Origin of the sequence: Marinobacter gudaonensis (assembly GCF_900115175.1) — a bacterium.
Lineage (GTDB): Bacteria > Pseudomonadota > Gammaproteobacteria > Pseudomonadales > Oleiphilaceae > Marinobacter > Marinobacter gudaonensis.
The window spans coordinates 363,134-380,816 of record NZ_FOYV01000001.1 but is presented as its reverse complement, the minus strand read 5'-3'; the positions used below and the strand labels follow the sequence as shown (position 1 = coordinate 380,816).

Below are 17,683 nucleotides of genomic sequence, written 5' to 3'. Positions count from 1 at the left end.
ACCCCTCAGCGACTGAGGATGTCCAGGCGCCGCCGGAGGTTGCTGAACGTCTGGCGGCTCACGTAGCGAGACTCGTCGCTGAGGTAGGGGTTGTCGAGGGTAATGACGGTGCGCCGGTCAAGCCCCAGGGCCGCTACAGCGGCGCCATAGTAGTTCCGAAGAAATTCCGCGAAACTGCCGTCGTGAATGGCACGCTCCATACCCAGTTGCAGGCGGTGAGCCGTGAGTTGATCGCCCGGCGCCACAAACAGGTAAGAAGGCATGGGGTAGGCGAGAAGAAGGTTGGGCTCGATGACGAGGTCCGGGTCTTTTTCAATTTCCAGATCGTAGAGAACCTCGCTGACCCCTCGGGCAAAGCATTCAAACCGATGGTTGCGCAGCATGCCGAAGAGGATTTCGTAGCGAGAGTGTGTGATAACCCGAATGCCGTTGGATTCGAGGATTGGTGTGTCTGGCCAGTGGGATCCCTGGCCGATACGAATGTTGCTGTTGCGAAGGTCTTCGAGGTTGTCGATGCCCTCAAAACGGGGAAGGGTTTCGGGTAGCACAACGCATACCCTGAAGCCGAGCAGGCCACCGTCAACCGGTATGGGCACGGCGGTGAGAAAACTCTCCCGCTCCTCCGTGGTTGCCACATTGGCGATATCCACCAGCCGTGACTGGTGATCCGCAAGCTCCCTGAGGGCCCGGCCCTGGCTCAGCTCCTCGCTGCGGATCAGTCTGAAATCCCCGTACTCAGGGGTCTTGCCCAGGGCGAGTTCCACCAGGGCACGAATAGCCGGGCTGTCGTAATTTCGGTACCAGAGTACGTATTCCCTGGGGGCCGGCAAGGCGCTTTTCCCTGTGTCCGGCTCCAGCTTCGCGGCGTTGGCCAGTGGCAACAGGGCAAGGCTGACTATCAGGATGGCCAGGGTTCGAGCCCGGTGCAGGGCCCGTCCGCGGAGAGCGCGACAGGCAAAATAGGTGTCCAAATCAGAAATCCTTTCTTAATCCGGGAAAGCCCGTTCCTGACAGGCGCAGCGCACAGGCACAATTCACTCTAGAACACATAGGCCGAAATAAACCGGACAGATTCCAAAAAAATTGTAAAAGATTCTTGCGAGGCCGAAGCGGCGTTGCAATGATCGGCTTCCATTCTCTACTGGATGACAGTTATGGCGTTCATTGACAACCTGATCGGTGCCACTGGCCAATGGGTGGCCAGCACTGATCCCAAGGCCACGCTGGCGAGCCCTCTGGCCTGGCTGAAGAAAACGGGCGGGTACACGGCAGTGAACCGCATCATCGGGTTTTCCATCCCGTTCGCACCCCGCAATGGTTTTTCAGTGGAAGAGGTACAGCCGGGGTACGTGCGGGCGAAAATACGTTTGAAGGGCAACAAGAACCACTTCGGCAGCCTGTACGCTGGCGCCTATTTCCTGGTTGCGGAAATACCCGGTGGGGTGCTGACGCTGTTTGATCTCGGGCCGGCCTACGTTCCGATCCTCAAGGAAATGACGCTGCAGTTCCTGCAACCGGCGAATTCCGATGTAACGGTGGAGTTTCGCCTGCCTCCGGAAACCGTGGCGCAAATTCTGGCGGACGCCGACGCCACCGGCAGGGCGAAGTTCGTGCTGGAAGGCAAGCTGGTTGATGCGGAGGGCAACCACGTGGCCACTTCCATCGCCCATTACCGGGTGCGCAAGAAAGGCTTCCAGGCCCCGGACTGAACGTCAGGCCGGGTCGAGACCGGCGATGGTTTCGAGGAATACCTCGCCGTACTTTTCAAGCTTGGCGGCACCCACTCCACTCACCTCTGCCAGCTCATCCAGGGTTTTAGGCCTGCGCTCAAGCATGTCGAACAGGGTGGTATCGTGGAAAATAACGTAGGGAGGGACTCCCTGCTTGTCCGCCAGCGCTTTCCGGCACGCCCGCAAGGCATCCCAGCCTGCCTGATCGGTAATCTGGTCCCGGACCGGGGCACTGGCGCGACCGCCTGAGGCTCGTGCTGTGGCTTTTTTGACCACCGGGTCTTTGCGCAATTCTATGGTCTGCTGGCCTTTCAGCAGTGGCCGGCATTGCTCGGTGAGCTGGAGGGCCCCGTAGCCGTCAGGATCGGCCCGCAGGTAACCGTTTGCCACCAGCTGACGAAACACCGATTTCCATTCGTTGGCGCTGAGCTCCGTGCCGATGCCGTAGGTGGATACCTGATGATGACCGGACTGGAGAATCCGCTCGTTCTCGGAACCCCGAAGCACGTCGATCAAGTAGGTCACACCAAAACGCTGGCCGGTCCTGAAAACACAGGATAGCGCCTTCTGGACCGCCACCGTGCCATCCCAGGTTTCCGGCGGGTTCAGGCAGGTATCGCAGTTCCCGCAGGGCTCTTCCAGCTGATCGCCAAAATAGCGCAGCAGCACCTGCCGGCGGCAACTTGTTACCTCGCACAGGCCGAGCATGGCGTCCAATTTCTGGCGTTCCACCCGTTTGAACTGATCGTTTCCCTGGGAGCTTTCCAGCATCTGCCGTAGTTTGATCACATCCTGCAGGCCATACACCATCCAGGCTGTGGAGGGCTTGCCATCCCGTCCGGCGCGACCGGTTTCCTGGTAATAGGCTTCAAGACTCTTGGGTAGGTCCAGATGGGCCACGAAGCGCACGTCGGGCTTGTCGATGCCCATGCCAAAGGCAATAGTGGCAACGATGATCACCCCGTCTTCCCGCAGGAAGCGCTCCTGATGCCGGGCCCGCTCATCAGCCGACAAACCTGCGTGGTAGGGCAGAGCGGTATAGCCTTTCTGGGCCAGCGCTTTTGCAGTGGCGTCGACCTTGTTACGCGACAGGCAGTAGACAATGCCGCAGTCACCCTCATGCTCAGCTTTAATAAAATCAAGTAACTGTTTGTTAGCATTCGTTTTTGGAGAAATTCGATACTGTATGTTCGGACGATCAAAGCCACTGATGAAATGCCGGGCCGAGGTTAGCGAGAGGCGTTCGGCGATTTCCTTCCGGGTCCGCTCATCGGCGGTCGCGGTCAGGGCGATTCGCGGAACATCCGGAAAGGCGTCGGCGAGCAGGCTCAGTTGCAGATAATCGGAACGGAAATCGTGCCCCCACTGGGACACACAGTGGGCTTCGTCTATGGCAAACAGGGCAATGGACGCGTTGTGCAAGAGTTCCAGGGTGCGGGGCTGGATAAGCCGTTCCGGAGCGCAGTACAGCAGGTCCAGCTCGCCGGTCATCAGAGCGTACTCGGTGGCCCGTGCCTGCTCGAAATCCATGGTGGAATTCAGGAAGGCTGCCCGCACGCCCAGCTCGTTCAGAGCCGCCACCTGGTCCTGCATCAGGGCGATGAGCGGGGATATGACAATCGCAGTACCCGGGCGCACCAGCGCCGGTACCTGATAACACAGGGATTTGCCACCGCCGGTTGGCATCAGTACCAGGGCATCACGACCTGCCACTACTTCACGAACTATGTCGCCCTGCAGGGGGCGGAAGGTCTCATAACCGAAGATCTCATGCAGCACCTGCTCCGGATCCCTTCCGGATGACGTTGGGCGTTCGGTGGATAGCTGGTCGTAATCCTGGTAGTGGTCCTGGTGTGAATGCATAAAGTAACCGAGTCTTCGGCGCCGGGCCTTGGGGATAATGGGGCCTGATAGGTGCTGGCCGGGATTGCGCTCGTGGGCGCGGCGCAAATGATACCAGAGCCGACCGCCCGGGTGCGATTGATCAGTCCCGGATGCGCCCGGTTTCGAACCTTCGCACAGGTCGCAGAATCGGAAGACCGGACTGTCCGGACAGGGCCCGGCCCGGCACGCCGACAGCGAGTGCAGGTATGGAGGCAAAGCAGTGGAAGAAACGCTACAATACCGCGGTTTCAAACCTCCGTTTCACGCCATATCGTGACAGACACAGATAATAACAGGGCTTACATGCAGGAATTTGATGCCATCCGTCCCTATTCGGACGAAGAAACCGGCGCTGCAATTCACCGCCTGGTCAACGACCGGGAATTTCTGGACATGATCGGCCGATTCAAATCACCCACCCTGGCACGATGGGCGCCGGCGGTGCTGCGGGTAATGACCCGGCGCTGGCTGTCGAGCCATTTTGGTCACTACACCCGGGTGGACGATTTACAGGCCGGGCTTTCCGGCTACGTTGGCGAACTGGTTGAGAACACCACATCCCGGGTCACCGCCAGCGGCCTGGAGAACCTCAGCAAGCAGCATGCGCATTTGTTCATCTGTAACCATCGGGACATCGTCTTTGATCCCATGGTGGTGAACTACCTGCTGTTCCAGAACGGTTTTCACACCACGCGCATCGCCATCGGCGACAACCTGCTGGCCAACCGGGTGTTTGCTGAGATGATGCGCCTGAACAAAAGCTTTGTGGTTCGTCGTAGCATGACCAGTCCACGGGAAATGCGGGATGCCTACATAACCCTCTCGGGGTTCATCAACCACAGCATCGATACAAATCACAGCATCTGGATTGCCCAGAGGGAAGGGCGGGCAAAGGACGGGCTCGATCACACCGATCCGGCCATCATCAAGATGTTCTACATGAGTCGCAAAAAGAGCGGTCTGGGCTTCGACGAAGCGATGAACCGGCTGCATATCGTTCCGGTGTCCATTGCCTACGAGTACGACCCCTGCGACGCCGACAAGGCCAAGGAACTGGAAACGCGCGCCCGTACCGGCCAGTACATCAAGCGCGAGGGTGAGGACACCGAACAGATCATGAAGGGGCTGACGGGCTTTAAGGGGCACGTGCACGTTCACTTTGGGGCGCCGATCCACGACGCACCGGACAACCCCAAGGACCTTGCCGCCCGGATTGATCGGGAGATCCACTCAAATTACCACCTCCACGCTTCCAATCTCGTGTGCTACGAACGCCGCGGTCTGCATCCGCAGGCCCACTCGACGCCCGAGACCGTCAGCGATGCGGTTGTGACTGCCGAAACCTGGTCGCCGGCCGAGATGGAGGCCGCTGAGGCGGAAATGGAGCGTCGCCTGGAAGCGTGTGAGCCGGCGATCCGACCGTATCTGCTGGACATGTACGCCAATCCTGTGGTGACCGCACTGGAAGCGAATGCCGAGCAACGCGGGTGACGTAAACCGTCCGTTATCAGACCGACCACCAGAACAGGAGGTATTCCGTGCAGGACCTTCAGACCATCGAAATTGAAACGGGAGATCAGCCCACAGCCGCCGTCATCTGGCTCCACGGCCTGGGCGCAAGTGGCCACGACTTCGAGCCGGTGGTGCCAGAGTTGGGGCTGCCCACAGATGCCCGGGTACGTTTCATTTTCCCCCACGCCCCGGAGTTGCCGGTCACGATCAATGGTGGCATGACCATGCCCGCCTGGTATGACATAAAGGCCATGGATATCGACCGGGTAGTGGACACCGAGCAACTGCGTGCTTCAGCCGAGGCGGTCGGCAAGCTGGTGAAGCAGGAAATCGAACGTGGCGTCGCTGCGCGGAACATCATTATCGCCGGCTTTTCCCAGGGCGGCGCCGTGGCCTACGAGCTGGGCCTGAGTTACCCGGAACGGCTGGGCGGTATTCTCGCGCTGTCCACCTACTTTGCCACTGCCGATTCGGTACGGCGATCGGACGCCAACGCGGACATCCCGATCAGTGTCTACCACGGCACCTTCGATCCTATCGTACCCGAAGCCCTCGGCGTGCGTAGCGTCGAAACTCTGAAAGGCATGGGCTACGATCCCTCCTACCAGACCTTTCCCATGGAACACAGCGTGTGCCTGGAAGAGGTGGTGGACATAGGCCGTTTCATTCGCCGGCACGTAACCTAAACCCAGAGCATGGCACCCATCTCAAGGGGATGGGTGAGGGCCTCATGATAAGGGTACATTCGTAGCCGCAGCGTCTGTAGGCCAGGATAGGGCGGTGGTATCCGGGTGGCGAAAACGGTTCGTCCGCCCGACTCGCTCTCCATCTCCAGCAGGAAGCTGCCGGGACCGGGGTCGCTGTGGGTTCCGGTGCACTCGGGGCTTACCAGGCACTCGACCCGCACATCGCCAGCGCTTAACCCGTTCAGAAAGGCTTCCACCCGCAGTTCCACCGCTTCATCATTGACGCACCTGGCCTGTATGCAGCCCAGGATGTTAAGTTCCACACTTGGCCAGGCATCACGGACACGGGCTTTCCAGTCGGCCAGGGCGCCAGCCAGCTTGCCGCTTTCCGCCACCATGCGTGCGCCTTGCGTGGCGGCTGGCTCATAGTAGTCGGTGACATAATCCATCACCATGCGCTGGGCGTTGAAACGGGGCGTAATTGAGATCATGGACGCCTTCGAGCGTTTGACCCACGCCCGGGAATAGCCCTGCGAAGCGCCTTCGTAATACAGCGGCACCACTTCGAATTCCAGCAGGTCCAGCAGGTCCCGGGCTTCCTCCTGGTTCCGGAACTCCGGATCGAGACCGGTATCCCTTGGCACGATACCCCAGCCGTTTTTGCCGTCGTATCCCTCCCCCCACCAACCATCCAGCACGCTCAGGTTGAGCGCGCCGTTCAGGGCGGCTTTCTCGCCGGACGTGCCACTGGCTTCCTTGGGATATTCCGGCGTATTCAGCCATACATCCACACCGGCGAGGAGCCGACGCGCCATGGCCTGGTCGTAGTCCTCCAGAAGAATCAGATGGCCCATCAGCGCCGGGTGCATGGACAGATCGTGAATCACCTTGATCAGTTGCTGGCCCGGTTTGTCCCTGGGGTGCGCCTTGCCGGCAAACACCAGCACAACCGGACGTTCCGGATTAGTCAGAATCTGCTCCAGTCGCTCCAGGTCGGAGAAGATCAGTGTCGCTCGCTTGTAGGTGGCGAAGCGCCGGGCAAAGCCGATCACCAGCGTATCAGTGTGTGCCGAGAGCAGTTGCCGGGTCATCCTTTCTGTCACTGAGTGGCCGGTACCGTTGCGTTTGTGCTGACGCTTCAGTCGACGAACGATGTAGTCGGTCATCTGCTGTTTAAGTGCCTTGTGCACGCTCCAGTAGTGGTAATCCGGAATCTGTTCAATAAACGACCAGTAATCCGGATTACGCAACTCGCTTTTCCAGGTCGGCGCCTGGATGTCAAACAGGCTGGCCCATTCCGGCGCGAGAAACGTGGGGACATGAACACCGTTGGTAATGTAACCCAGCGGGTTCTCTTCCGGTGGAATCTGGGGCCAGATACCGCCTTCCATCTGCGAAGCAACCCCCCCGTGAATCCGGCTTACCCCGTTATGAAAGCGCGAGCCGCGAAGCCCAAGGCTGGTCATGTTGAAACTGTCTCCGCCGTTCTTGGCCCCCAGCGCGAATACCTCGCCGAAGTCCAGTCCAGCTTCCTCGAGGTAGGCCCCCAGGGCTTGTTCGACAAGGTCTCTCGGGAAAATGTCGTGGCCAGCGGGTACCGGCGTGTGGGTGGTGAACAAGGTGGCGGCCGCCACCGCCTCCAGGGCGCCGTGGAAACCCAGTCCGGTTTCCATGGCCTGTCGACAGCGTTCGAGAATCTGGAACGCTGCATGTCCCTCGTTGATGTGCCAGACGGTCGGTTTCAGGCCCAGAGCCTCCAGCACCCGAGTGCCACCAATCCCGAGCAACATTTCCTGACTGATGCGGGTGGACTCGTCGCCGCCGTAAAGTTGCAGGGTTAGCTCCTGGTCCTCCGGACTGTTTTCGACGGTGTGGCTGTCCAACAGGTACAGGCGGATGTGACCGACTCGTGCCTCCCAGACCCGCGCGAACACCAGTCGGCCGGGGAAGGGCACGGATACCTTCAATAGTGTGCCCTCGTGTTCAACGGGCACGATGGGCAGCTCGTCGCTGGCGTGGGATCGGTAACGGGCAATCTGATGGCCTTGGGCGTCGATGGTCTGGATGAAGTACCCCTGCTGATACAGCAGACCTACCGCTACGAACGGCAAGGCGAGGTCACTGGCCGCTTTGCAATGGTCACCAGCAAGGATTCCCAGACCGCCGGAATAGATCGGAAAGCTCTCGTGAAAACCGAATTCCGCGCAGAAATAAGCCACAAGGTCCCGTTCCGGGTCCAGGCGGTCGGTGACTTCTGGCCCCGGCCCGGCCTCCAGATACGCATCGTAGGTGCTCAGCACCCGCCGGTACTCCGCTAGAAATGCGCGATCCTCGGCGGCCTCGTCCAGCCGTTCCTGGGCAACGCGACGAAGAAACAGCTTGGGGTTATGTTCAACTTTTTCCCAGAGCCGCATATCCATCCGAACAAACAGGCTGCGCACGCCGTGGTCCCAGCTGTAAAAAAGATCGTTCGCGAGTTCTTCAAGCCGCGCCAGGGCCTCGGGAATTCGGGGGTTAGCTTCCAGTCGGAACTCCGTTGCCTTTTTCATGGTGTCAGCCTCCGGGCGGGCATACGCTCGCCCTAATCCTGCGGTAAGGGTTGGCGCTGTTTAAGAATGCTCTGATACAGCTCGCCGTAATCCCGGGCGCGCTGTCTCCAGGAATGGTCGCCGGCCATTCCGTTTTCCTGCAGTCGTCGCCAGTGCCGTCGTTGGCCGAGCACCGCCAGTGCCCGGTCAATGGCTGCTCTCAGGCCCTCAGCGCTGGCGTGCCGGAAGCAGAAGCCGTTCGCCTGGTCCAAACCCACATCCAGCGGGTCGAATACTGTGTCGGCCAGACCTCCGACAGCGTGAACAACGGGTACTGAGCCATAGCGCAGGCTGTACATCTGGTTCAGCCCGCATGGCTCGAAGCGAGAGGGCATCAGGAAGATATCGCAACCGGCGGTAATCCGGTGCGACAGCCCCTCGTTATAGCCAAGGGTGAGGGAGAACTGCTCCGGCCACTTTCTCGCCAGCGCCCTGAGCGACTCCTGATACCGGGGCTCTCCCGAACCCAGCAACACGATCTGACATCCCTGATCCAGCAGACCTGGAATCACCTCAACCAGCCAATCGACACCTTTTTGCTCCACCAGACGACCGATAAAACCAAGAACCGGAGCGCCTTTGACCTCCAGCCCCAACTCCCGCTGGAGGCCGGCTTTGCAGAGTGCCTTGTTCTTGAGGTGATCGCGGCCAAAGTGAAAGGCCAGTTCCGGATCGGTCTCGGGGTTCCAGACCCGGGTATCGATACCGTTTAGTATGCCGGTCAGGGCCTGATGTCGGTGCCGCAGCAGACCATCCAAGCCGCAGCCCAGCTCCGGCGTCTGGATTTCCCGGGCGTAGCTGGGACTCACGGTGGTGAGTCGATCACTGAACACCAGGCCGCCCTTGATGAACGAGAGCTGATCGTGGAATTCGAGTTGGTCCCAGCGCCACAGGGCATCGGGCAGGCCCAATGCCCGGAAGGTTTCCCGGGAGAACAGGCCCTGATAGGCCAGGTTGTGAATGGTAAACACGGTGCCAGGGCGCTCGTTGCCGTTTTCCAGGAGCACCGGGATCAGGCCGGTCTGCCAGTCGTTGCAATGCACCAGATCCGGCTTCCAGGTCAGGCCGGATTCGCCCCTCGCGATCATGGCGCCGACCCTGCAGAACAGTTGGAAGCGGTGGGCGTTATCCCACCAGTCGGTACCTTCCTCATTCCTGTATGGGTCTCCGGGCCGTTCAAACAGTGGCGGGCAATCCACCAGCCAGAGGGTAACGGCGGTTCCGGGCAGCCGGGTCTGCCACAGGCTGACACCATACTGCCCCAGCCGGAAGCGAACCTTGCGTCGTGATCCGGCCCGGCGGGCGGCGCCGATGGCCGCAGGGTAGCCGGGCAACAGAATCTGCACATCGTAGTCAAGGCGACACAGGGCCTCCGGTAGGCTCGCGGATACATCCGCCAGCCCACCGGTCTTGATCAGTGGATAGACTTCGCTGGTGGCGAACAGCACCCGGATCATGACACCGGCCTCAGAACCACTGCCGCCAAAGGCGGCAAGGTCAGCTCAACTGACCAGTCCCGATTCATCCAGCGGCCTTGCTGGGCCTGCAGCTGGTAAGGGTTGCCAAGGTTGCTGCCCCCGTAATATTCCGAGTCGGAATTGAGAATTTCACGCCAGGCGCCCCCGTCAGGTAGCCCTATCCGGTAGTGGTGGCGAGGCACCGGGGTGAAATTGACCACCACAACGGTTTTTTCACCCTGGCTCTGGCGAACGAAACTGATCACGGACTGAGGGGAGTCATGGCAGTCGATCCACTCGAAACCTTCTTTGTGGTAACCATGCCTGTGTAACGAGGGTTCTTGGCGATAGAGCCGGTTCAGGTCTCTGGCCAGCCAATGGATACCCGCATGCCTGGCGTCGCTGAGCAGTGACCAGTCCAGCTCCCGTGATTCACTCCACTCCCGTCGCTGGCCGAACTCACCACCCATGAACAGCAGCTTGGCTCCGGGATATGTGTACTGGTAGGTCAGCAGTAAACGCAGGGACGCACTCTGTTGCCAGCTGTCCCCGGTCATCTTGTTGATCAGGCTGCCTTTGCCATGTACCACTTCATCGTGGGACAACGGCAGCAGGAAGTTTTCGGAAAACGCATAGAGCAGCCCGAAAGTGAGCTTCTCGTGGTGATACTGCCGGTATACCGGATCCTGGCCCAGGTAATCCAGTGTGTCGTGCATCCAGCCCATATTCCACTTGAGGTTGAACCCCAGCCCACCGATTTCGGGAGGATGCGTAACCCTCGGCCAGGAAGTGGACTCCTCGGCGCAGATCAGAACCCCGGGAAACCGACTCTGGCATACACTGTTCAGCTCCCGCAGAAAACTGATCGCCTCAAGGTTTTCGTGGCCGCCATGTTCGTTGGGTAGCCATTCACCCTCTTTGCGCGAATAGTTCAGGTAGAGCATCGAGGCCACGGCATCCACACGCAGACCATCCACGTGGAAGGTATCCAGCCAGAACAGAGCGCTCCCGATCAGAAAATTTCGCACTTCGTGACGGCCGTAATTGTAAATGAGGGTGCCCCAATCCTGATGTCGACCTTTTCTTGGGTCTTCATGCTCGTACAGGGCGCTACCATCGAAGCGGGCGAGGGCGTGCTCGTCGGTCGGGAAGTGGCCCGGCACCCAGTCCAGGATCACGCCGATACTGTGCCGGTGGCACTGATCAATCAGGTAGCGAAGGTCATCCGGCGTACCAAACCGGCTTGTAGGCGCGTAATAGCCAGTGGTCTGATAGCCCCAGGATTCGTCCAGGGGATGCTCGGTGACAGGCAGAAGTTCAATGTGGGTGAAGCCCATCTCGGTTACATAGGGCACCAGCTGATCCGCCAGCTCACGATAGTTGAGCCAACGGCCCGATCCGTGGTGGCGCCAGGAACCGGCGTGCACTTCGTAGATGGATACCGGTGCATGCTGCCAGTCCCAGTGGCTGCGCCGGTATAGCCAGTCGCCATCTCCCCAGCCAAAGCTTCCGCGTTGGGTTACTACCGCTGCGGTGGCAGGGCGTAGCTCGAAGGCTTGCCCGTAGGGGTCGGTTTTTAGAAGCCGTTCGCCCTGCGCCGTGCAGATCGAAAACTTGTAAAGTGCACCGGCACCAATACCCGGAACGAAGCCCGACCAGACGCCTGACTCGCCATGAAGCGCCAGGGTATGGGTCCCGGACTGCCAGTCGTTGAAATTGCCAACTATGCTGACATCCCGGGCGTTAGGGGCCCAGACCGCGAACCGGACACCCTCGCCGCTTTTGCTCCGGCAGAGATGGGCGCCCAGAACGTTATAGATGTGCCAGTGCCGTCCCTCGGAGAACAAATGAAGATCGAAGTCGCTCAGGGTGGGGCTGTCCATAGATCATGAGCTTCCTGGCCAGATGTCGCGCTCAGCGGCGTTCTGTCATTGAACGCCACCCGGGCTGTTCAAAAAATGACCCAAGACAATTTTGCGTCATTAATGTCTGCTACTGTTCTAATATAGATTAAGGCGTCAAAAACGTGGCATCCCCGACCGGCGTATCGCCGTTCCAGGGAAGGGTTTCTTCAGGGAAGCAGCTATGCAAACGGCCAAGCGTTTCGTCAGTCGTCTCACTCGTCAGACCCTCGCACTGGTTCTTGCCGGAGGGCGAGGCTCCCGCCTGCACGACCTGACTCGATGGCGAGCCAAACCGGCAGTGCCTTTCGGGGGCAAGTTCCGGATCATCGATTTTCCGTTGTCCAACTGCATCAACTCCGGGATCGGGCAGGTGGGCGTCATCACCCAGTACAAATCCCACTCGCTGATACGGCACATTCAGCGCGGCTGGGGGTTTCTGCGGGGCGAGCTCGACGAGTTTGTGGAGCTGCTGCCGGCGCAGCAACGGATAGAAACCTCCTGGTACGAGGGCACCGCCGATGCCGTGTTGCAGAACCTCGACATCATTCGAAGCCATACCCCGGAATATGTCCTGATCCTGGCCGGTGACCACGTCTACAAGATGGACTACGGCACCATGCTGGCCGCTCACGTGGAGAACGAGGCCGACATTACCGTGGGCTGTATCGAGGTGCCGACCGAGGAAGCATCGGCATTTGGCGTGATGTCTGTGGACGAGGAATTCCGCATTACCGAATTCGTGGAAAAGCCTGAGCAGCCGCGGTCAATGCCCGGCAATCCCGGCAGATCACTGGCCTCCATGGGCATTTATGTATTCAGCACCCAGGTACTGTTCGATGAGCTGATGCAGGATCACCAGAAGGAGGGGGGCTCTTCGCATGACTTCGGCAAGGACATCATTCCTTCGGTCATCAAACGGCTGCGGGTTCAGGCCTTTCCATTTCGTGATCCAGTCAACAACAAGCCGGCCTACTGGCGAGACGTGGGAACAATTGATTCCCTGTGGCAGGCAAATCTGGAGCTGATTGGCATCAGCCCGGAGCTCAACCTGTACGATGCCCACTGGCCAATCTGGACTTATCAGGAGCAATTGCCGCCCGCCAAGTTCATTTTCGATGACGACAACCGACGAGGCATGGCGGTAGACTCGATGGTGGCAGGCGGCTGTATTGTCTCGGGTGCCCAGGTAAAGCATTCCCTTTTATTTTCACAGGTTAAAGTTCATTCCTACAGTGAAATATCAGATTCGGTTATCTATCCCGATGTCGATATCGGTCGCCGCTGCCACATTCGCAGGGCGCTGATTGACCGCGGCTGCCGTATTCCCGAAGGCACGCGAATCGGGTTCGATCACGCCGAGGATCAGAAACGGTTTCACGTTTCGCCAAAGGGCATCGTCCTGATCACGCCCGAGATGCTCGGGCAGGACTATCCCCATGGCCTCTGACGCCCGAACCCCGGTGGTGCTGTGCTGGCACATGCATCAGCCGTCTTACCAGGACGCCCGAACGGGAGAGTTTCTGTTTCCCTGGGTCTACCTGCACACCATCAAGGACTACAGCGACATGGCCGCGCACCTGGAGCAGGAGCCCCGGGCAAAGGCAGTGGTCAACTTTGCACCGATTCTGCTGGAGCAGATTGAAAGTTATCTGGTGCAGATTGAACGCTGGCGCCATGGCGCCGGAGCGATCGGCGACCCATTGCTGGCCGGACTGGCAGCCGAGCAACTGCCTGAAGCCGGGACGCCGGCCTACACAGTGCTTGTGGAGAAATGCCTGCGGGCAAATCCCGAGCGTATTATTCGCCGCTACCCTGCGTACAGCCGTCTGGCCGATCTGGCTGACTTCTATCACCAGAAACCGGAACTTCAGCGTTACGTGGCCGATCGCTTCCTCGCCGATTTACTGGTGTGGTACCACCTGGGCTGGATGGGGGAGACCATCCGCAAGGAGAACCACTGCATCCAGAGCCTGCAGGAGAAAGCCCAGCATTTCTCCCTGGACGACCGACGAGCGCTGTTGGACGTGATTTTCGAGATACTGTCCGGAATAGCACCCCGTTATCGCCGTCTGGCCGAAAAGGGGCAGGTTGAGTTATCGGTAAGCCCCTATGCCCACGCAATGCTGCCGCTGCTGATCGAGCTGGAGTCTGCACGGGAGGCCATGCCGGACATCGCGTTACCGTCGCACCCTGGCTACCCTGAGGGCGCTGAGCGGGCAGACTGGCAGATGCACGAGGCCAGGGTGGTGTTTCAGCGCTTTTTTGGCATGGAGGCCGCCGGATGCTGGGCCTCGGAGGGTGGCCTCAGCCAACGGACACTGCAACTTCTCGATGAACACGGGTTTCGCTGGACAGCCAGTGGTGATTCCGTCATCCACAACAGCCTCAACTACGCCAGGCAGCAAAACCCGAAGCTGTCGGCGCATGACATCCACCAACCCTATCGGTTTGGTGAGAGCCGCATCCCGATATTTTTCCGCGATGACGGCCTGTCCGATCTGATCGGGTTTACCTACGCGGACTGGCATGCAGAAGACGCCGTGGGGGATCTGGTGCACCACATGGAAAACATCGCCGACTCAACCGGCGCAGAGCCGCGCCGGGTCATCTCGGTGATTATGGATGGGGAGAATGCCTGGGAATATTACCCTCAGAACGGCTTTCATTTTCTCAACGAGCTGTACCGGGTGCTCGCCAGCCATCCCCGCCTTGAGTTGTCCACGTACCGCCAACTCCTCGATGAGGGGCGCGTGGAGCCGCTTCAACTGCCGAAACTGGTGGCCGGCAGCTGGATCTACGGCACCTTCTCGACCTGGGTCGGCGATCCGGACAAGAACAGGGCCTGGGATTTGCTGTGCGAGGCCAAGGAGCATTACGACCGGCTTACGGCGAATGGCGACCTGAGCGCTGCGCAGAAGGCAGCGGCAAGCCGGCAGCTCGCGATCTGTGAGGGGTCCGACTGGTTCTGGTGGTTCGGCGATTACAATCCCGCCCAGATCGTCAGTGATTTTGAACGCCTGTACCGGCGCCACCTGGTTACCCTGTACGATCTGATTGGCTGTCCGGCACCGGCTTCGGTGTTCCAGCAGTTGAGCCAGGGCAGTGGTGAACCTGCGCGAGGCGGCACCATGCGGCCGGGCCATGAGCCCGGCGACGCACCATGATGACGGATCCCTCCCTGGATCCGTTCAGCCTCCGCAGGGCCGGCGTGCTGCTGCATCCCACCGCCTTACCCGGACCCAAGGGTGTACTGGGCAGTAGTGCACGCCGGTTTGTCGACTTCCTGGCGGCCTCCGGGATGACGGTCTGGCAGACTCTGCCGCTGGGCCCTACCCATCGGGACCTGTCTCCGTACCAGTCTCTGAGCGCCCATGCAGGGAATCCCGCCCTGATTGACCTGGGTGATTTGACGGTCTCTGGCCTGCTGGACGAACAGGAACTGAACACCGACAGCTGCACGGACCGGCAAGGCCTGCTGGCGCTGGCCGCAGGGCGGTTCTTCAGGGGAGAGGACGGTCCGGGCCTGGACCAGCATTCGTATCAGCAGTTCCGGGCGGATAATGCCGACTGGCTTGATGATTTCTGCCTGTTCTGCGCACTCCGGGAATGTCATAACGTGCCGTCCTGGCTGGACTGGCCTGAACCTCTCAAAAGCCGTGATCCCGATGCGCTACGGACATTTGCAGAGCAAGAAGTCGGTCGAATCAAGCGGATCGGTTTTGAACAGTATCTGTTCCACCATCAATGGCAGGCGCTGCGGGCGTATGCCCATGAGCTCGGAATTCTGCTGTTCGGCGATATTCCCATTTTCGTCGCCCATGACAGCGCCGACGTCTGGAGCCACCGCTCCTTGTTCAAACTCGATGATTCGGGCAATCCCACGGTGGTGGCCGGGGTACCACCCGATTACTTTTCTCCCGACGGTCAGCATTGGGGCAACCCTTTGTACCACTGGCAAGCTATGGCCCGAGACGGTTATCAATGGTGGCTGAGGCGTCTCGAAAGCCAGCGCCACCTGTTTGATCTGATCCGCATTGATCACTTCCGGGGCTTTCAGGCTTATTGGGAAATTCCCGCTACCACGCCTGAGCCCCGCCATGGCTATTGGGTGCCCGGTCCTGGCGAGAATTTTCTCGAGGCCTGCTTCCGGCAATTCCCAGGCCTGCCTTTGGTGGCCGAGAATCTGGGCATCATCAGCGACGATGTCGAAGCCTTGCGCAAACGCTTTCAACTACCGGGTATGACGGTCATGCAGTTTGGCTTCGACGGCAGCCCCGATAACCCGCACCTGTTGCACAACCACCAAGAACGGGACCTGGTGTACACCGGCACACATGACAACGACACCACATTGGGCTGGTATCGCAGCCTGGATGAGCACACCCGCCACTACGTGAACGGTTACCTGAAGACATCGGGTGAGGGCATGCCCTGGCCTGTCATCGATGCTGCGCTGCAATCGGTGTGTTCGCTGGCCATTGTGCCCATGCAGGATCTGCTGGGTCTGGGCACGGAAGCCCGCTTCAATACGCCCGGCACGGTGGTGAATAATTGGGTGTGGCAACTGGACTGGAATCTTTGCAACGACGAACTGTCAAAGCATATTGCTGAATGCGTTCAGCGGCACCGGCGCGCTCCTGGGCGTTGAGCATTTATTGATCAGCGTCAAAGAGGCGTTGCGGAGACTCGGATATAAAAATCAGGCAGTACACATTCAAGCGTTCATGTTGAGTCACGGGGAGGGAACATGGAACACAGACTCAGTCAACGCGTACAAGGAAAACTTGGCCTGCTCGTTTATCGTCGGGGCATGCCCGTGGCAACCGGCCAGATCCGTGATGCGTCCAAACGCGGGCTGTTCATCGCCACCGACTACACCGATGTGCAGCTGAACCAGATCCTCGAACTGGAATTCCGCTTTCCCGATAAACAGGAGAAGCAGTTTCGCCGCCTGAAAGCCCACGTGGTCCGCAAATCTGATGAGGGCATTGGCCTGGACTTTGAAGGTGTGGATAACGACGGCTTCGCCATCTCATCGCTGATGCATTGGCTGACCCGGCATCACAGATCGGTCAGCTATTTCCCGGTTCGCAGACAGCAGGCGTACTGATCCGCCAGGGATTTGATAAACCACCCAGGGGAGGGTGCTATGGACAGACTGAAAGGCAAGGTGGCAGTCGTAACCGGAGGATCAGTGGGCATTGGGGCCGCAACGGCTACCCGGATGGCCGAGGAGGGCGCGGCCGTTGCCGTTCTGGACTGCAGGGACGACGAAGGCCAGGCTTTGGCAAATCAGTTGGCCAACCGGGGCCTGCAGGCCGCCTACTGGCACTGCGATGTGACCAGCGAACAGGCAGTCCGCAGCGTTTTCGATGAGGTGGTCTCGACGTTTGGCAGCCTGACGGTGCTGGTCAATAACGCCGGGATTTCAGGGCCGAACAAACCAACCCATGAGCTCTCGGAAGAGGAGTGGGATGTCGTTCAGAACGTAAACGTGAAGGGCGTGTTTTTCTGCACCAAGCATGCGATACCGCATATGCAGAAGGCGGGCGTGGGCAGCATCATCAACCTGTCGTCCATCTATGGTCTGGTGAGCGCCCCGGACGTTCCACCCTACCACGCCTCCAAGGGCGCCGTGCGACTGATGACCAAGACCGACGCCCTGTTGTACGCGGCCGAGAACATCCGCGCCAACTCCATCCACCCGGGTTTTATCTGGACGCCCATGGTAGAGGGCCACCTGAAGACTACGGGCATGGACCTTGAGGAGGCAAAGCAGGCCACGGCTGCCCTGCATCCACTAGGCCACATGGGCGAACCGGATGACATTGCCTGGGGCGCGGTGTATCTGGCCTCGGACGAGTCCAAGTTTGTCACTGGCAGTGAGCTGGTCATAGACGGCGGCTACACCGCTCACTGACA

13 protein-coding genes are annotated in these 17,683 nt (G+C 59.7%); 8 read left to right on the top strand and 5 right to left on the bottom strand.

From position 1 onward, the window contains the following. Positions 1-5: 5 nt before the first annotated feature. Positions 6-875 (bottom strand): hypothetical protein, encoded by an 870-nt coding sequence (locus tag BM344_RS01720; protein ID WP_407656835.1) that lies wholly within the window; start codon positions 873-875, stop codon positions 6-8. Positions 876-1,154: 279 nt separating this feature from the next. Between BM344_RS01720 and BM344_RS01715 the strand changes: the two genes are divergently transcribed. Next, positions 1,155-1,709: a PaaI family thioesterase gene (locus BM344_RS01715; RefSeq protein ID WP_091985289.1), complete on the top strand. Its 555-nt coding sequence runs from the start codon at positions 1,155-1,157 to the stop codon at positions 1,707-1,709. A gap of 3 nt (positions 1,710-1,712) precedes the next feature. On the opposite strand, the gene recQ is transcribed toward BM344_RS01715, so the two are convergent. After that, a complete protein-coding gene (recQ, locus tag BM344_RS01710; protein ID WP_091985287.1) occupies positions 1,713-3,593 on the bottom strand; it encodes a DNA helicase RecQ in 1,881 nt (626 codons plus the stop codon). Positions 3,594-3,917: 324 nt separating this feature from the next. Here recQ and BM344_RS01705 point away from each other — a divergent pair, with 324 nt between their 5' ends. Next, a complete protein-coding gene (locus tag BM344_RS01705; protein ID WP_091985284.1) occupies positions 3,918-5,105 on the top strand; it encodes a 1-acyl-sn-glycerol-3-phosphate acyltransferase in 1,188 nt (395 codons plus the stop codon). Between the two features lie 47 nt (positions 5,106-5,152). Continuing rightward, positions 5,153-5,812 carry an alpha/beta hydrolase gene (locus tag BM344_RS01700; protein WP_091985282.1) on the top strand — a complete coding sequence of 220 codons (660 nt, stop codon included), beginning with the start codon at positions 5,153-5,155 and terminating at the stop codon, positions 5,810-5,812. Here the strand turns inward: BM344_RS01700 and glgP are convergent. Genes glgP through glgB form a run of 3 tightly spaced genes read right to left on the bottom strand, consistent with a single transcriptional unit; the run spans position 5,809 to position 11,740 of the window. Next, positions 5,809-8,361: an alpha-glucan family phosphorylase gene (glgP, locus tag BM344_RS01695; RefSeq protein ID WP_091985280.1), complete on the bottom strand. Its 2,553-nt coding sequence runs from the start codon at positions 8,359-8,361 to the stop codon at positions 5,809-5,811. The genes BM344_RS01700 and glgP overlap by 4 nt on opposite strands. A gap of 32 nt (positions 8,362-8,393) precedes the next feature. Further along, positions 8,394-9,857 carry a glycogen synthase GlgA gene (glgA, locus tag BM344_RS01690; RefSeq protein WP_091985277.1) on the bottom strand — a complete coding sequence of 488 codons (1,464 nt, stop codon included), beginning with the start codon at positions 9,855-9,857 and terminating at the stop codon, positions 8,394-8,396. After that, positions 9,854-11,740: a 1,4-alpha-glucan branching protein GlgB gene (glgB, locus tag BM344_RS01685; protein WP_091985275.1), complete on the bottom strand. Its 1,887-nt coding sequence runs from the start codon at positions 11,738-11,740 to the stop codon at positions 9,854-9,856. Before glgB ends, glgA begins: the two co-directional genes overlap by 4 nt. 202 nt (positions 11,741-11,942) lie before the next feature. On the opposite strand from glgB, the gene glgC reads away from it, so the two are divergent. From glgC to BM344_RS01660, 5 genes are all read left to right on the top strand, one after another. Further along, positions 11,943-13,208 (top strand): glucose-1-phosphate adenylyltransferase, encoded by a 1,266-nt coding sequence (gene glgC, locus BM344_RS01680; RefSeq protein ID WP_091985272.1) that lies wholly within the window; start codon positions 11,943-11,945, stop codon positions 13,206-13,208. Beyond that, positions 13,198-14,925, top strand: a complete 1,728-nt coding sequence (locus BM344_RS01675; protein WP_091985269.1) for a glycoside hydrolase family 57 protein — start codon at positions 13,198-13,200, stop codon at positions 14,923-14,925. Before glgC ends, BM344_RS01675 begins: the two co-directional genes overlap by 11 nt. Next, positions 14,922-16,409 carry a 4-alpha-glucanotransferase gene (gene malQ / locus BM344_RS01670; protein WP_091985268.1) on the top strand — a complete coding sequence of 496 codons (1,488 nt, stop codon included), beginning with the start codon at positions 14,922-14,924 and terminating at the stop codon, positions 16,407-16,409. The genes BM344_RS01675 and malQ overlap by 4 nt, the downstream gene beginning before the upstream one ends. Before the next feature lie 99 nt (positions 16,410-16,508). Beyond that, positions 16,509-16,871 (top strand): PilZ domain-containing protein, encoded by a 363-nt coding sequence (locus BM344_RS01665; protein WP_091985266.1) that lies wholly within the window; start codon positions 16,509-16,511, stop codon positions 16,869-16,871. A 39-nt stretch (positions 16,872-16,910) separates the two neighbouring features. Then, on the top strand, positions 16,911-17,681 hold the full coding sequence (locus BM344_RS01660) for an SDR family NAD(P)-dependent oxidoreductase (RefSeq protein WP_091985264.1): 771 nt from the start codon (positions 16,911-16,913) through the stop codon (positions 17,679-17,681). Positions 17,682-17,683 lie beyond the last annotated feature (2 nt).

Coding starts and splice junctions, on each gene's coding strand:
- glgP (WP_091985280.1), bottom strand. CDS start 8,361: ATGAAAAAGGCAACGGAGTTCCGACTGGAAGCTAACCCCCGAATTCCC.
- BM344_RS01675 (WP_091985269.1), top strand. CDS start 13,198: ATGGCCTCTGACGCCCGAACCCCGGTGGTGCTGTGCTGGCACATGCAT.
- BM344_RS01660 (WP_091985264.1), top strand. CDS start 16,911: ATGGACAGACTGAAAGGCAAGGTGGCAGTCGTAACCGGAGGATCAGTG.
- glgC (WP_091985272.1), top strand. CDS start 11,943: ATGCAAACGGCCAAGCGTTTCGTCAGTCGTCTCACTCGTCAGACCCTC.
- BM344_RS01715 (WP_091985289.1), top strand. CDS start 1,155: ATGGCGTTCATTGACAACCTGATCGGTGCCACTGGCCAATGGGTGGCC.
- glgA (WP_091985277.1), bottom strand. CDS start 9,857: ATGATCCGGGTGCTGTTCGCCACCAGCGAAGTCTATCCACTGATCAAG.
- malQ (WP_091985268.1), top strand. CDS start 14,922: ATGATGACGGATCCCTCCCTGGATCCGTTCAGCCTCCGCAGGGCCGGC.
- glgB (WP_091985275.1), bottom strand. CDS start 11,740: ATGGACAGCCCCACCCTGAGCGACTTCGATCTTCATTTGTTCTCCGAG.
- BM344_RS01665 (WP_091985266.1), top strand. CDS start 16,509: ATGGAACACAGACTCAGTCAACGCGTACAAGGAAAACTTGGCCTGCTC.
- recQ (WP_091985287.1), bottom strand. CDS start 3,593: ATGCATTCACACCAGGACCACTACCAGGATTACGACCAGCTATCCACC.
- BM344_RS01705 (WP_091985284.1), top strand. CDS start 3,918: ATGCAGGAATTTGATGCCATCCGTCCCTATTCGGACGAAGAAACCGGC.